We start from the raw sequence: 13,366 nt of genomic DNA, 5'->3' as shown, positions 1-13,366 counted from the left end.
GCCTCAATTGCTTGAAATGCAATTATACGACGGATTTCCTATTAGGCAACGTCCTGCGCGACAGGCAGCGCTTCACTCTTCCAGCGCAGCATGCCGCCGGCCAGATTGGCCACCTGCTTGAAGCCAGCCTTGGCCAGCAGCACGCTGGCCTGGGCCGACCGTACACCGGAGCGGCAGACTGCCACCACGGGACGCTCGCGGTCGAATTCGTCCAGCTTGCCCACCAGCTGCGACAGCGGCACCAGCCGCGCGCCTGGCACATGGCCCAGGCGGTCGATGAACTCGGGCGCCTCACGCACGTCCACGATCTGCACCTTGTCCGCGTGCTCCAGCAAAGCCATCGGCTCGATTTCCCACACGCCGCTGAAACGCAGCGTCAGGGGCGCCCAGGCGGGGGTGTCCGGCGCGGCGCCGCTGCCCTCGTCCGCGTGCCCTTCCGGCCGGCCGCAGCGCAGGTTTGCAGGCACGGCCACCGCCATCTGCTTGGGATGCGGCAGGTTCAGGTTGTTCATGTGGCCGGCGAAATCGCCCTCGTCCACATCCCCGCCGAGGCGCGGATTGAAACGGCGCTCTTCGGCCACGCTGGTGACCGTGATGCCGCGATAGTCATGCGCGGGGTACAGCAGGCAGGTGCCGGGCAAGGTAAGGATCTGTTCCCGCACCGAGGCAAACAGTTGCTGCGGGCTGCCGCCCTGGAAATCGGTACGGCCGCAGCCGCGTATCAGCAGGCTGTCGCCGGTGAAGGCCATGCTTTCGTCGTCCAGCACGTAGGTCAGGCAGCCATTGGTGTGGCCGGGTGTGGCGCGCACCGTCAGGTAGCGGCTACCAAAGTCAATACGGTCGCCGTGGCGCAGGGGGCGGTCCGCCAGCGATGCGCCGGCGGCCTCGGCCACCGCAATGCTGCTGCCGACGCGCTGGTGCAAACGCCAAGCGCCAGTCACATGGTCCGCGTGCACATGCGTATCGAGCGCGACCAGCAGGCGCAAGTCCAGCTCCCGCAACAGCGCCAAATCGCGCGGCACCTGCTCATAGACCGGATCGATCAGCACGGCTTCACCGCCGTCTCCCAACAGATAGGTGTAGGTGGATGAAGTGGGATCGAATAGCTGGCGGAAGATCATGATCGTGAAAGGAAAGAGTCGATCATTCAATGATAGCAAAGCGGCATGCCAATACTATGAAATAGTGTGCATCCTGGCAAAAAAACGGCCAGCATTTGACCTCGACGATGCGATGGGGGGCGTCGTTTTTTCGATTTTTACTAAAACCTGCTACCCATTGCTAAACCGCGATGTTCCTCGATATTTCGCAGGTTTTTGCGCTACGCGGGAACTGAACTGTGCTAAACGCGTCTAACCAATATGGGCGGCAAAAATCAAGTGCCGCCTGGTGTTCGGAAATCGCAATTTTATTAAGCGATAGCGCGCTGTAGTAAGCCTTAGCAAGAGTTAGCAGCGTTTAGTAAAACCCGATTTTAGGAGGCCCCATGCCTAACCCTACAATGCCGGTCTTCATCTCTGTCAAGACACTTGAAGCACTGGGTAAATTCACCGGCAACTGGTGGTCCGATACGTATGCCATGGAGCCGTTTATCCTGGAGGCGATAGACAACTACATCAACGCGCCGGCAGCCCAGCAGCAATAGCAGCAGCCTGCGGCGCCATCCGAGGCCGGCTATCAATGGAAGCAGCTCTTTCTTCCCGAAGGCACCCGCCTGCGCGCCAGCTTCGGCAAGCGACCTTACTACGCCACGGTGGAGGGGACGCAGATAAAGTACGGCGAGCACGCCGTGTCGCCATCGTGTTTCGCAAACCTGCACGGCAGCGGCAACCGCAATGCCTGGAAAGCCATCTGGCTGCGCTTCCCAGGCAGTGATGAATGGCTGCTGGCTGATGTCTGCCGGTCCGCCAGGAAAGCAGCCATCGCGCGCTTGCTCGGCGACGCAGTGCAGACCGATCGCCTGCCGCAGGAGAAAGAGAAGCCGCCGCAACCGTGCCAGACGGCCAGCCGTTCCGCTGACCGCTTGCGTGACGAAGGCGCAGGACAGCTCCAAGCCGGGCATGTCGACAGGCCTCCGCGCAGCGCACCGCCAGCGAAAAAAGGCGGCAGTACCCAGCGCGGCTCCGGACGGGGCAGCCGCCGCAAGCGCCGTGCGGCGAAACACCATCCCCAAACTTCTCGATGAGCCAAAAAAAAGCCCGCTCAGGAGCGGGCTAAATCTAATCTCTTGGAGGAGAATAGAGGAGACAGGAACGATGATGCCGCGTCGCAGCATATGGGTCCACTTTATCTTCATGATGATAGTAATCAACTTTTCGTATATCTCATGCAAGTGAGGGCGGCGCTACCGCTCCCTCTGGAATTCCGCCCCCGACGTGTCGCCGTCTTGACGATGGCGCATTGGACGAGCAAGGGTGTTAATAAGCAGTTGGCCCAAAGGAGGCAGAACTGGCACCGAAACCGCATGGATTGGTGCGTCGCACCCAAAAATCGGCCTTGCCGACTCGCTGTACTTGGGTATCGTCCTAATCATGTGCCCTGAAATTGAGAACCCGAACCCCTCCCGAAGTGAAGTGGCTCCTCGTCGAACGGGCCACGCTCGCCGGCGACCTGGCCAGCCTGAAGATGCGCCTATGCCATCTCGAATCCAAAATCGCCCAAGTGCAGTCTGCCGTGCAGGCGCTAGATACGACCATCTTGTTGATAGAGAGCCGGGTTCGACCCAATGCGGCCGGCGTGATTCCCCGCCACGAGACGGGTTATGGGGCACGTGGAGCACTGAGGGCGTTTATCGTCGAAACGCTCCAAGACACGGCTCGGCGGGGTTGAGTGCTTTGCAGCCGTACTCGAAGTGCGTATCGCGGGCGCCTAGAACGTCTTCGTCAAAGCTGGCCGTGTACACGCCGCGGCGCGGGCCGTCCTGCAGGATTTCGACGGTGCCCACCTCGTGGCCGCGGCCAACAGCTGTCATGCGCTCCACCGAGGCGCAAATGCGAGTCGCGTACGCGCAGCGCCGGTCGGCCTTGACGCTCGCTGGAATCTGATTAGACCGGTACAGGGTTTGCGCTAGCCCACGCGCGATGAGGTCCCACACACTCGCGGACCAGCGCGGGTAGTTTTGAACGAAGGCCGGCGCGACTTCTCCACTCCCTCGAAGCGACAGAGCCACGACGTAGTCGGCCAGCGCGCACTTCTGCTGATATGCGACGTCAAGCACTGCCAGCTGGTTCGCCTCGGTGCGGGCCGCAAGCAGGCCCGAATGAATCGTCATCTTCAGCACGGCATCACCTCGATGGCCCAGGTCTGGGCGTACGCCACATTGTCGATATGCTCGAAGCCGGTGAGGCGCATCTTTTGCTCGCGGCCCACAACAGCTGCACGTCCAGCAGTTCGGGGAGGAGGTCGGTGTCGGAGCCGGCAGCAATGCCGGTCAGTTTCGCGCGGGGCATTGTGCGACCCAAGGACGGGTCATGCTTCTCGTCGATAGTGACTACTGTATAAAAACACAGTAGTGAAGCGGTATTGCTGAGGCCCCTGGCTGGCTATACTTCGAACTACTATGGAGAATTAAAATGATGAAAGAGCAAATCTCGCCAGCGATAGACCGATTGTTTCGCACATATTTCCAATACTGCACTGCGTTTAACGAAGACTCACTGTTTCAGTTGTTGACGGCTCTCCACAGCTTGGACGACCGCTTGAAGCCCAACCACGGGCGCCCGATGTTCAAAATCCAGGAATACATCGCGCTGAAGGCGCTCAGGAATCACTTCCATCATGCGGGCGAAATTCAAAACGTAGTGAAGCTAAAATCACTGCAGGGAATGGGTGTGGCTACTGACTTGTTGCAGGTTTGTCTAATATCGTTTAATGACACAATTGCTGCTATTGAAGGTACGGAGAAGAAATTCAAAGTCCAGGCGGCCGACGCAATAGCAGCTACCTTCAAGGATTGGGGCGCCGTCGTCGACATCAATCCGTGCGTCCTCAACTGCGTGGCGAAAGTATTCGAACTCCTGCAAGTGTTGAAGATTCAGGGAACCTCAGATGAGTATTCAAACTTTGTTCGCCAGTACGAGTGGGAGAGCGCAAATGGCCACTCCCACTACGTGACTGGGCAGGTAATGCTGCGGCCAGGCGAAGTGTCGACGTATGCGGCGTTGATGGCCTCCCTCTACAACGAATGAGGGGCGACTGTCACTCCTGGAGTCATTGCTCGTGCAAGCTTTGTGGTCAAGCTATTCAGCAAGAGCCAATGGACTTAGACGGCAATCGGAGATATTGCTTTCTTGTTCATAATGGTGCAATCTCCATGTCCTTACCGGGCACAGCAACGAGAATACTGAAAGAAAAATTGCGACATCGGGGTCTCATCACATTTCTACTTCTCACCTGGTCAGTGCCAGCTTTCGCGCGCAGCTCTGACGGCAGTGGATTTGTCGTCCTTCTCGGAATTGGCGGCCTGGTGGGCGCCTATTGGCTTTTTACGACGATGGTCGACAATGCCGTTGAACGTCAGATGACGAAGCGGAAAAACGAGATTGATACCAAGGAGCGCAATGAGCGGGCGCAAACTGCCAAGCTTGCCGAACAGGAGCGCGCGCAGAATGCAGCGTTGTTCAATCAAAGACGCGCCGAGCTTACCGCGATGTCCAAGGCATTCGACACCAGCTACATTGCTGGGCGTGCCTGGCTTGCGAATTTTGTGGCCGAGGCGTTTCAGACGCCTGACGACGCTATAGCGCGCACGTTGGAGTTGAAGAAGAATCCTGCTCACAAAGCGGCTGACGAAGTGCGCCGCATCGGCCGCGAAAAGAAGGATATCGCTCTACGGCTTAAGCAGGTTGAGTACATCCTCAAGACCTACCACGAGTACTACCCGGTGCTCGAGCAGTACCACGACGATATTCTTAACGAGGACGCAACTCTGAACCTGGATGATGAGGACGCTGAGAGTGACCGCGTATCGAGGTATATCAGCCAGCAAGAGTACGACCGACTAAAGCCTGTCGAACGGAACCAATTGGCCTTGGAGAAATGGAAGGCGCGTCCAAAGTCGTCAGTGGAAATCGGGCGGATGTTCGAGCGTTACCTAGGTCACCTTTACGAGACTGACGGATGGACGGTCAGCTATTTTGGCGCCAACGAGGGCCTGGAGGACATGGGCCGCGACCTTATTTGCATCAAGGGTTCAGTGATGCATGTGGTTCAGGCCAAGTACTGGGCCAAGCACAAGACCCTGCACGAAAAACATATTTTTCAGCTATATGGCACTACTGTGCTCCTGCCGTTGACGCGGCCAGACTTGAAAAATATTAGAGTCAAGCCGGTCTTTGCTGCGACGACAAAATTGTCGCCGACAGCCGAATTTGCGGCGAAGCAGCTCGGTGTTGAGGTGCGGAGCCTCGACATGAGCAAGGACTACCCGCTTATAAAGTGCAACGTGAACGGGAAGAGCAAAATTTACCACCTGCCTTTCGACCAGCAATACGACCGCGTTCGCATCGACCCGGCCAGGGGAGAGGTTTACGTTCGTACGGCACAGGAGGCCGAAAAGCTGGGGTTTCGTCGGGCCATGCGTCATACCGCAAGAGCTGCCTAGCCTGACTCACCCAACACTCGACCTACGAGGGGAGCAGTGCGGTAGGTATGTACTGGCTGTCAACCCAATCATTGAGCTGCACCGCGCAAACTCCATTGAGCCTGTGGCCCAGCGCGAACGGGAATATCGACGGAGCCTTTATGAAGACGTATAGCTTTGAAATTCGATTTTGCGACCGAAACCGCACGAGCGCGTCCTTCGATTCCGCGACCGCCAAGTTTAGGTCCTCAATATTCGAAATTGCTCGAGCGCTTTCAAGGCTCAAACGGGGCAGCTCGGCAGTTACCCCCGTGTCACCCATACTAATGTCGGCACCCACCACAGTGGGGAATCCGATACATGCGATTCCTTCCGAAGTTGAAGAGTTTCCCGGTAATACGGACTCGATGAAAAAAGGTCCGGTACTTCGGGAATGAGTGGTCGTTCTGTATGAATTCCCGTTGTGTTCGAGCGTTAGGTCAAACCCTAGAGTTGCGCTGAATGCGAAGCCGAGGACGCCGGCTGTGGACATCCGCTGTTTACCGTCGAATTCGACGCACCGGCGTAGAGTACTTGTCTTGATGAACTCCGCGATATTGTGCGCGGCAAGGAGAAGGGAACGCCATTCCTCGCTGCTTTTTGAAGCGCGTTCGTTTCCGTTAAAGGAACTGACGTCCATGCCTAGTTCGTAGTACTCAATCGCCCGTGCCACGGCGTGAATTCGAACCGGCTTGCTGAGCCAGTTATTGCGTTCGGCAATCGACAAATCGCAAATAGCGGATTCAAGTTCCTTTCGGTAGACTGGCCTTGAGGACGACCTTGCAATTTGTCCTTTGTAGACATCTCGAAGGCGGGCTGCTTGGCGAACGCTTAGGTCGAGCTCGGGAAAGTTTTTTTCGAGCTCTCCGATGAAGGCTTGGTCAGCACTTTCGGATGCGTATGATATGAAATCGACACGGTCAAGGGCAAACCCGGCCAAGTCAGCGCTGTGCCCATTGTTTGACGCCCACTCAACCAGTTCTTTTCGACCGATGGCCAAGACTGGCGAGTCTTTTTCATACGACGAGCCAACTCCACGAAGCCGTTCAATTTTTGAAATGAGGGGATTGGTGTTGCTGTTGTATCCAACGCAAACCATCGCGAACCTCGGAAACTCGCGTGGCGAGGTCTCATGTGCCACTTTGAACCGGCTTATTTCCTTCCAGAAGTCTCCAACGCTAAGTGCGTAGTTCTTGGCTTCATACATCACGCGAACAATACCGCCGTCGGGGTTGAAGTAGCACACTTCCATATCGCCGATTGCTTCGCTGACAACATGACTAAAAGCGTTCTGAGCAAGCCACCGCGGGAGCTTTTCAAGAACGTAGGCATCTTGATACTCGAAACCAACCCGCGCGTTAGCCCCGCCGGTCGATTCTTTTTCCAGAAGGCTTGCCGTCATTGCACATTCTCCAAGTCTAGTACTGATTGATATATGCTGCCGTCAGGTAAGTAGGTATGGGCGCTGCCTTCGAGTTTGCAATTACTGTTTAGACGAAAAATCAGCAGTACGGCAAAATTCGCGCCTACCTTGACATCGGTGGCCAGGCTTCGCATTGTTGCATGGTCGGTTGAGCTTGGTTGCACACTAAAAAGCGGGTGGCTGTGCCACTCGCCAAGATAGTTAAACCGGGTGAAGTTATCACCTCGGGCTCGGCAAAAAGCCTGAATTGCTTTGACAGCCCCCGTGAGCGACCTCACGAACGAGGCGATTCCGCCCGGCTTCTGTAGGGATAGCTCGCGCACGGCAAAGTGGTTGACACCCACATGTTCTCCCATGAGCACGCCGCCGCACTCGCGGTCCCCAGCCTTCATCAGAGCTAGATGTAAGCGCTCTTGAATGTCATTTGGCACTGTTATGCGCAGCATGAGTGTCGGCCTCCATCGCCTCGCGGAGCGGCACTAGGTCGCTCTCTTCAATTTCGGTAAGGGATTCCCGTGCATCCTTGGGTCGGCGCGCTGAAGTGCAGTCAATTGGTATCGTGTCGAACGGACCCTTAAATTCCCAGTATTTGCGGTAGCCCAGGAGATATGCTGCGACGGGATAAACGGTTGCCTCGCCCGCGCACAGGGTATCTAAGGTGAACTGTGTCATTGCAGCAGCCAGTGCGGATACGTCTGCGTCCGAGGCGACGCGGACTTCGCCGCCTGCTTCATGGGCGTACTCCGTTGACCTGCCGTTTGGCACAGGTGGCATGGTGGCCAATACGCCGTAAATATGTGAGCGTACAGCTAGGGCATCCGCATCAAGACACGGTCTGCTACGAGCCATCATGGCACCCACCCCACCGGCAAATACTTCGCCCCAGACCATACTGATATCGTTGCGCTTGGTAATGGCGGCCAGCACGACAAACGCCTTCGAGTTTGCCGTCGCATCAATGACTAAATTGCATGTGGCTACTTCATCGTAAATTTCCCCGGCAAATTTTGAATTCTCTTGGCCCGCGACGCTCGCCGTGTAGGTTTTCACATCTGCCCCAATGGCCACCAACTTCAACTCTCGCGCGACGGCGGCGACCTTCGCAAACCCGACGTCTAGCCAGTTCAGCTCATTTCGTACCAAGTTGTGGGGGGCAAAAATGTCCTCGTCCACTAAGACAAAATTTCGCACGCCGGCCCGGGCTAACGACACCGCTACTTTGCTCCCTAACGAACCCAGGCCAATAATCGCAACCCGGACATTTGAAAGAGTTTTGAATTCCAGCGGGAGGCGCTGATTTTCCGGACCGATAAAATCCAGGACATGGTAGGACCAGATATCCGGTTCCGCACCTTCATGCAGGCGATATGCCAACACGGCGCCGGAAATATCGCGCAATATCAAGTAGCGGAGATTGTCACCCAAGTCCTCGTTCCATGGCCAAGCTGAACCCATCGCCGATTTCAGCAACCCAACGGACATGCTTACGTCGAAGTCAGACAGGTTGTCGACGAGCACTGCGAACCCTTGTCCCTCGTAGTTTTCAAGGGCCAGCGATGCGGGTACGCCGGGAATCGCCACGGATGGCGTCCCCGCTGATGTTGCGATGACTACTGAGCATCCGGCTACCGTCCTTCTGACAAAATTTAGAGCCAGCGGGGTCGCTGCTTCAGCCCGTGTGAAAACTTCGTGTAAGCCGGGAGTGACCAGAAAACGACGGGAATGGCCACGGAGGAGTCCGCCGACGGTGGGTATGTGTCGCGAGTGTACCGCCCCGAATTCAGGGTCTATGGCAACGAAAACTTCGTTCCAAAGCAGGGTGTTTGCGCTCTGAATGAGGTCGGCACCCGTAATCGCCGGGTGCCAGTTATCAGGGCCATATTGCAAGCAAAGTACGCCCTCGCCCAAATATTGATGGTGACTCCAACGTTCGCCCGGCTTTTGAGGCACGACATATGCAGGCACATCCGGAAACATCTCCGGGTAGATTAAAGTCCCGTGAAAATTACAAATCGCAAGCGCCAACTCGAAGTGAATACAAAGCTCGCCAGTCCCGGTCTTACCCCAGCGCTGCAGGGTTAAGTTAGTCTGAGAGGCCGCTAGCTCAATAAGCAAGCGGCGTTCCCGCGCCATTCTTCTAGCCTGTTGGTCGAGCAACCCCATTAAGCAAAACCGTCGAGCTTATTGGGCAGAACCTGTGCTGCGGGAAAAGTTAGGCCTACGCCTACGGCCGGCCGTAGCAGTGAATTAGCCAGACCCGACGTCGACCGTTGAGCGGCCGCAGAGGCGGGGAACCGTGGCCCCAGAACTTTTCGCCAAAGTTTCAGCGCTTTCTCATCGTCAGCTTCGTTATGCGCCTCGCGGGCGAGCGATGCATGTTCCTCAACTTTGTTGTAGAAAGTCTTGAACTCATCTGCCGTCACCGCTGAGAAAACGTTATTCCCTGGTACTCCGGGGTCCTCCAAGAAGGGGACCATTCCGAGCGTGACGTAGCCTCGGTAGGAATCACGAATTGCCTCCAACAAGGAAGCGAAGATAGTTTCGTAACTTGTCTCGCTATAGCTCATGTGCTCAGCGACGAGGCACTCTAAGATGAAGCCTTTCGGACGCTTGATGTCCGCCAAATGCACGCGACGCCACCACTTAAACAATTTCACGAGAGGCTTGAATCGACCATTTGCATCAGAATTAACGTCGATGGTCCACTGAGTGTGTGCTGGGGGATTGGTCGGGAGCCACTCTTCAAGATGGATGTCGGGAATAAGATACGAGTCACCGTTCGCAATGACGGGCACCACATCCATGTCGACCTTCACCAACTTCACGTTGATAGACCTGCGATTCACGGTAAGTGTTTTGTAGCCAGCGTCGACCAAAGCTTTGTGTACCGCGTCAAGAACAACTTTCGGCTCGTCCTCGGTCGTATGGTCAGTTACGGCAATGATGTCGACGTCGGGACGTTGAAGCACCCCGTCAACCAACGTCGGACGGATAGCGGTGTCGCGGATGTATGACCCGGAGAGGAAAGTTCGCACATGAACATCACCGAATTCTTCATGTTCGGCCAAGCTGTCACGCAGCGTATTGTGGGCGCTTGAGCATGTTGCCACAGTAGAGGGGGATGGCTCGATATCTTTGAGCAGGTCGAGAAATTGTTGCTGAGTAGTCATTTGCGCCCCAGAGGTTAAGTGGACTCCGGTTGGCAGCTAACGATTTCGTTGCCCATCGGTATGAGCAATATAGGGGCTGTTTTTATATTTGCAACAGTTGACTAACAGACTTTTTTACCGAATGACGCTCGATAGAGTGCATGAGCGGTTTGGCGAATCTCCTTTAAGCGCACTTATAGGGCATTGAACCACAAGGTTGGGTCCGGTAAGCCGAACTTAAACTTTCACGAATTGCCGCTGCAATGCGGTAGACTACCAGCTAACTTGTTGATTTCGTTAGGATTGGGCCACCTGCTTATTAACACCCACGAGCAAAAAAAAGCCCGCTGCGGGAGCGGGCTAAATCTAATCTCTTGGAGGAGAATAGAGGAGACAGGAGCTATGATGCCGCCCTGCAGCATATAAATCCACTTTATCTTTCTGATGTCAGAAATCATCAAATCGTATATGACCCTCGCTTTCAGCCGCCGCCTCGCACTACTCTTCGGTATCCTGGTTCCCCTGGCCGAACTGGTGCGCCGCAGCCAGCAGCTCGGCAGCTTTGCGGTGCTCCCCCACTTGCTGGATGACTTCCTGATAGGAGGCGCTTTGCTGTATGCCGCGATGCATTGCAGCCGCGATCCCGACAGCGGCCGGCGCTATTTGGCCGCAGCATGGGGCGCCGCGTGCGGCATGGGCTACTACAGCTTCGCAGGCCAGCTCATGACCCTGAATCAGCCGGACCCTGCCCCCATTTCCCCGGCCGCCGTGGCTGCTGTCAAAGGAATCGGGCTGCTGCTTTGCATCGCCGGCCTCGCGGGCTGCCTTACGGACAGAAGGGATAAAAAAAAGCCCGCTACGGGAGCGGGCTAAATCTAATCTCTGGAGGAGAATAGAGGAGACAGGAACCATGATGCCGCGTCGCAGCATATACGTCTACTTTAACTTGGTGATGAGAGCCATGATTAAGCCAAATATAAGGATTCAAGACTGCCTGGGTTCTTCGACGTTGGGCAAAAGCACGGTCAGTATCCCCAGCAAAGGCAGGAAGGAACACAGCTGGAAGACGTAGTTGATGCCGGCAGCGTCAGCTACCTTACCCAGCGCAGCCGCGCTGATCCCGCTGATGCCGAACATCAGGCCGAAGAAGATCCCCGAAATCATGCCCACGTTGCCTGGCACCAGCTCTTGCGCAAATACCACGATGGCGGAAAAGGCCGATGAAAGCACGAAGCCGATGACGACGGTCAGCACCGCGCACCAGTACAGGCTGGCGTACGGCAGCGCCAGCGTAAACGGCGCTGCGCCGAGGATGGAAATCCAGATCACGCGCTTGCGCCCGATGCGGTCGCCGATCGGCCCGCCGAGGAAGGTGCCGGCGGCAACCGCGGCCAGGAACAGGAACAGATAAAGCTGCGTGCTTGCCACCGGCAAACCGAACTGCGCCATCAGGTAAAAAGTGTAATAGCTGGTCAGGCTGGACATGTAGATAAATTTCGAGAACACCAGCAGCGCCAGCACGCTGAGCGCGCCCACTACCTGCCTGCGCGACAGCTTGGGCCCGTCGGCCGCGCCCGCCTTGCGCTTGAATGTTTGCAGATGCGCCTGATACCAGCGGGAGATGCGGTACAGCACCGCGATCGCCACCACGGCAAACAGCGCGAACCACGCGATATTGCCCTGCGCGCGCCCTACCACGACGCCGGCCGCCAGCAGCGGCCCCAGCGCACTGCCGGTGTTGCCGCCCACCTGGAACAGCGACTGCGCAAAGCCGAAACGCCCGCCCGACGCCATGCGCGCTACCCGCGAGGCTTCCGGGTGGAAGGCCGACGATCCCACGCCGATCAGCGCCGACGCCACCAGCAAGGCCGGAAAAGTGGCCACTACCGAGAGCATCAGCACGCCAGCCAGCGTAAAGCACATGGCGGCTGGCAGCAGGAATGGAATTGGGCGACGGTCCGTATAAAGCCCTATCCACGGCTGCAGCATGGAAGCGGTGCACTGGAAGGTCAGTGTGATCAGCCCGACTTCCGTAAAGCTCAGGTTGAACTGCGCTTTCAGCATCGGATAGATGGAAGGCAGCAAAGCCTGGATCAGGTCGTTGAGCAAATGCACGAAAGCGACAGCGCCCAGGATGTGCATCACGGTGCCCGATGCGGGCACCGTGGACGGATGGGCTGCGTTGACGGAAGCGGGTAAGACTGTACTCATGATAGCGCCGGCAATTTTCGAATGGGGACGTGCAGTGTAATATGGTGGTTTCGCAAGCATCTGCCATTAATCGTCGCAAACCTGCCACCATGCCCACCACGCCGGACATACTGACCGCCGACGCCCTGCAGAACATTCCCCGCACAGTGGTTGCCCTGCCGAGGGAACAGGCGTTCAGGCAATCGATTCCCCGCCATTGCCACCAGCGCGCACAATTCCTGTATGCCATCGAAGGCGTCATGCGCGTCACTACCGACGTTGGGGTGTGGCTGATTCCACCCCGCCGCGCCCTGCTGATCGCGCCCGGCGTAACGCACGAACTCACCATGCTGAGCAAGGTCAGCATGCGTTCGCTGTATATCGCCCCGGATGCCCTGCCCGGCCTGGACGCCGGTTGCCGCCTCATTGAAGTGAGCAATCTGCTACGCGAACTGGTGCAGGCCATGGTGGCGGAACCGGCCGAGTATCCCATTCCCGGGCGCGGTGAGCACCTGTCCGCGCTGATCCTGTCCGAACTGGCCGCAGCGGCCGCAGTGCCGATCGCCATTCCCTGGCCGCGCGACCGGCGCCTGGTGAGCGTGTGCGAAGCCATCATGGAGAATCCGGGCGACATCCGCTCGATTGAGGAATGGGCCGGCCACGCCGGCGCCAGCCCGCGCACGCTGATGCGCCTGTTTCCCAAGGAAACCAGCTTGCCCTTCCGCCAATGGGTGCAGCAGGTGCACCTGGCCGACGCCTTCTGCCGCCTCGCGCGCGGCGACAGCGTGGGCAGCATCGCCGCCGCCCTCGGCTATGCCAGCCCCAGCGCCTTCACCGCCATGTTCCGGCGCGTGCTCGGCAAAACGCCGCAGGACTACCTGGCCGAGTGGCGCTCGCCCGGCTGATGCGGACAAACACGGGCAAAAACACGGGCAAAAAAAAGCCCGCTCAGGGAGCGGGCTGAATCTAATCTCTTGGAGGAGA

Annotated in this window: 13 protein-coding genes; 6 read left to right on the top strand and 7 right to left on the bottom strand. The window is 57.3% G+C overall.

Translation table 11 applies throughout. The features are described 5' to 3' along the window. Nucleotides 1–41 precede the first annotated feature (41 nt). Entirely contained in the window at nt 42–1,121 is a 1,080-nt protein-coding gene (locus tag ASC94_RS00185) for a rhodanese-like domain-containing protein (protein WP_056389003.1), read from the bottom strand. A 365-nt stretch (nt 1,122–1,486) separates the two neighbouring features. Between ASC94_RS00185 and ASC94_RS33395 the strand changes: the two genes are divergently transcribed. Together ASC94_RS33395 and ASC94_RS33390 are read left to right on the top strand one after the other, a co-directional pair. Then, on the top strand, nt 1,487–1,645 hold the full coding sequence (locus ASC94_RS33395) for a hypothetical protein (protein WP_229417117.1): 159 nt from the start codon (nt 1,487–1,489) through the stop codon (nt 1,643–1,645). A 144-nt stretch (nt 1,646–1,789) separates the two neighbouring features. Next, the gene (locus ASC94_RS33390) at nt 1,790–2,185 is read left to right on the top strand and encodes a hypothetical protein (RefSeq protein ID WP_229417116.1); all 396 of its coding nucleotides are present in this window, start codon (nt 1,790–1,792) and stop codon (nt 2,183–2,185) included. 603 nt (nt 2,186–2,788) lie between these two features. Here the strand turns inward: ASC94_RS33390 and ASC94_RS00180 are convergent. Continuing rightward, the gene (locus ASC94_RS00180) at nt 2,789–3,280 is read right to left on the bottom strand and encodes a hypothetical protein (RefSeq protein ID WP_157201225.1); all 492 of its coding nucleotides are present in this window, start codon (nt 3,278–3,280) and stop codon (nt 2,789–2,791) included. 292 nt (nt 3,281–3,572) lie between these two features. On the opposite strand from ASC94_RS00180, the gene ASC94_RS00175 reads away from it, so the two are divergent. Then, nucleotides 3,573–4,187 (top strand): hypothetical protein, encoded by a 615-nt coding sequence (locus tag ASC94_RS00175; RefSeq protein ID WP_056388997.1) that lies wholly within the window; start codon nt 3,573–3,575, stop codon nt 4,185–4,187. Between the two features lie 68 nt (nt 4,188–4,255). Further along, entirely contained in the window at nt 4,256–5,602 is a 1,347-nt protein-coding gene (locus ASC94_RS00170; RefSeq protein WP_157201224.1) for a restriction endonuclease, read from the top strand. 22 nt (nt 5,603–5,624) lie between these two features. Here ASC94_RS00170 and ASC94_RS00165 read toward each other — a convergent pair whose 3' ends face one another. The 4 genes from ASC94_RS00165 to ASC94_RS00150 are packed head-to-tail and all read right to left on the bottom strand — an operon-like array spanning nt 5,625 to nt 10,213. After that, nucleotides 5,625–7,022: a dsDNA nuclease domain-containing protein gene (locus ASC94_RS00165; RefSeq protein WP_056388993.1), complete on the bottom strand. Its 1,398-nt coding sequence runs from the start codon at nt 7,020–7,022 to the stop codon at nt 5,625–5,627. Beyond that, nucleotides 7,019–7,489, bottom strand: a complete 471-nt coding sequence (locus tag ASC94_RS31465; protein ID WP_082615964.1) for a Mov34/MPN/PAD-1 family protein — start codon at nt 7,487–7,489, stop codon at nt 7,019–7,021. Before ASC94_RS31465 ends, ASC94_RS00165 begins: the two co-directional genes overlap by 4 nt. Beyond that, the gene (locus tag ASC94_RS31460; protein WP_162251376.1) at nt 7,464–9,176 is read right to left on the bottom strand and encodes a ThiF family adenylyltransferase; all 1,713 of its coding nucleotides are present in this window, start codon (nt 9,174–9,176) and stop codon (nt 7,464–7,466) included. Before ASC94_RS31460 ends, ASC94_RS31465 begins: the two co-directional genes overlap by 26 nt. Nucleotides 9,177–9,205: 29 nt before the next feature. Further along, nucleotides 9,206–10,213: a nucleotidyltransferase gene (locus tag ASC94_RS00150; protein ID WP_056388983.1), complete on the bottom strand. Its 1,008-nt coding sequence runs from the start codon at nt 10,211–10,213 to the stop codon at nt 9,206–9,208. 423 nt (nt 10,214–10,636) lie between these two features. Between ASC94_RS00150 and ASC94_RS00145 the strand changes: the two genes are divergently transcribed. Continuing rightward, on the top strand, nt 10,637–11,065 hold the full coding sequence (locus ASC94_RS00145) for a hypothetical protein (RefSeq protein WP_157201223.1): 429 nt from the start codon (nt 10,637–10,639) through the stop codon (nt 11,063–11,065). A gap of 111 nt (nt 11,066–11,176) precedes the next feature. Here the strand turns inward: ASC94_RS00145 and ASC94_RS00140 are convergent, their stop codons facing one another. Continuing rightward, entirely contained in the window at nt 11,177–12,403 is a 1,227-nt protein-coding gene (locus tag ASC94_RS00140) for an MFS transporter (RefSeq protein ID WP_056388977.1), read from the bottom strand. Between the two features lie 89 nt (nt 12,404–12,492). On the opposite strand from ASC94_RS00140, the gene ASC94_RS00135 reads away from it, so the two are divergent. Further along, nucleotides 12,493–13,287: a helix-turn-helix domain-containing protein gene (locus ASC94_RS00135; RefSeq protein WP_056388974.1), complete on the top strand. Its 795-nt coding sequence runs from the start codon at nt 12,493–12,495 to the stop codon at nt 13,285–13,287. Nucleotides 13,288–13,366: the final 79 nt, after the last annotated feature.

The organism is Massilia sp. Root418 (assembly GCF_001425265.1).
Taxonomy (GTDB): Bacteria; Pseudomonadota; Gammaproteobacteria; order Burkholderiales; family Burkholderiaceae_D; genus Rugamonas.
This window is presented reverse-complemented; position numbering and strand designations above follow the sequence as displayed.

What these genes read in the sequence shown, in the direction of transcription:
- ASC94_RS00185 (WP_056389003.1), bottom strand. Translation starts at nt 1,121, where the DNA reads ATGATCTTCCGCCAGCTATTCGATCCCACTTCATCCACCTACACCTAT.
- ASC94_RS33395 (WP_229417117.1), top strand. Translation starts at nt 1,487, where the DNA reads ATGCCTAACCCTACAATGCCGGTCTTCATCTCTGTCAAGACACTTGAA.
- ASC94_RS00175 (WP_056388997.1), top strand. Translation starts at nt 3,573, where the DNA reads ATGATGAAAGAGCAAATCTCGCCAGCGATAGACCGATTGTTTCGCACA.
- ASC94_RS00170 (WP_157201224.1), top strand. Translation starts at nt 4,256, where the DNA reads ATGGACTTAGACGGCAATCGGAGATATTGCTTTCTTGTTCATAATGGT.
- ASC94_RS00165 (WP_056388993.1), bottom strand. Translation starts at nt 7,022, where the DNA reads ATGACGGCAAGCCTTCTGGAAAAAGAATCGACCGGCGGGGCTAACGCG.
- ASC94_RS31465 (WP_082615964.1), bottom strand. Translation starts at nt 7,489, where the DNA reads ATGCTGCGCATAACAGTGCCAAATGACATTCAAGAGCGCTTACATCTA.
- ASC94_RS31460 (WP_162251376.1), bottom strand. Translation starts at nt 9,176, where the DNA reads ATGGCGCGGGAACGCCGCTTGCTTATTGAGCTAGCGGCCTCTCAGACT.
- ASC94_RS00150 (WP_056388983.1), bottom strand. Translation starts at nt 10,213, where the DNA reads ATGACTACTCAGCAACAATTTCTCGACCTGCTCAAAGATATCGAGCCA.
- ASC94_RS00145 (WP_157201223.1), top strand. Translation starts at nt 10,637, where the DNA reads ATGTCAGAAATCATCAAATCGTATATGACCCTCGCTTTCAGCCGCCGC.
- ASC94_RS00140 (WP_056388977.1), bottom strand. Translation starts at nt 12,403, where the DNA reads ATGAGTACAGTCTTACCCGCTTCCGTCAACGCAGCCCATCCGTCCACG.
- ASC94_RS00135 (WP_056388974.1), top strand. Translation starts at nt 12,493, where the DNA reads ATGCCCACCACGCCGGACATACTGACCGCCGACGCCCTGCAGAACATT.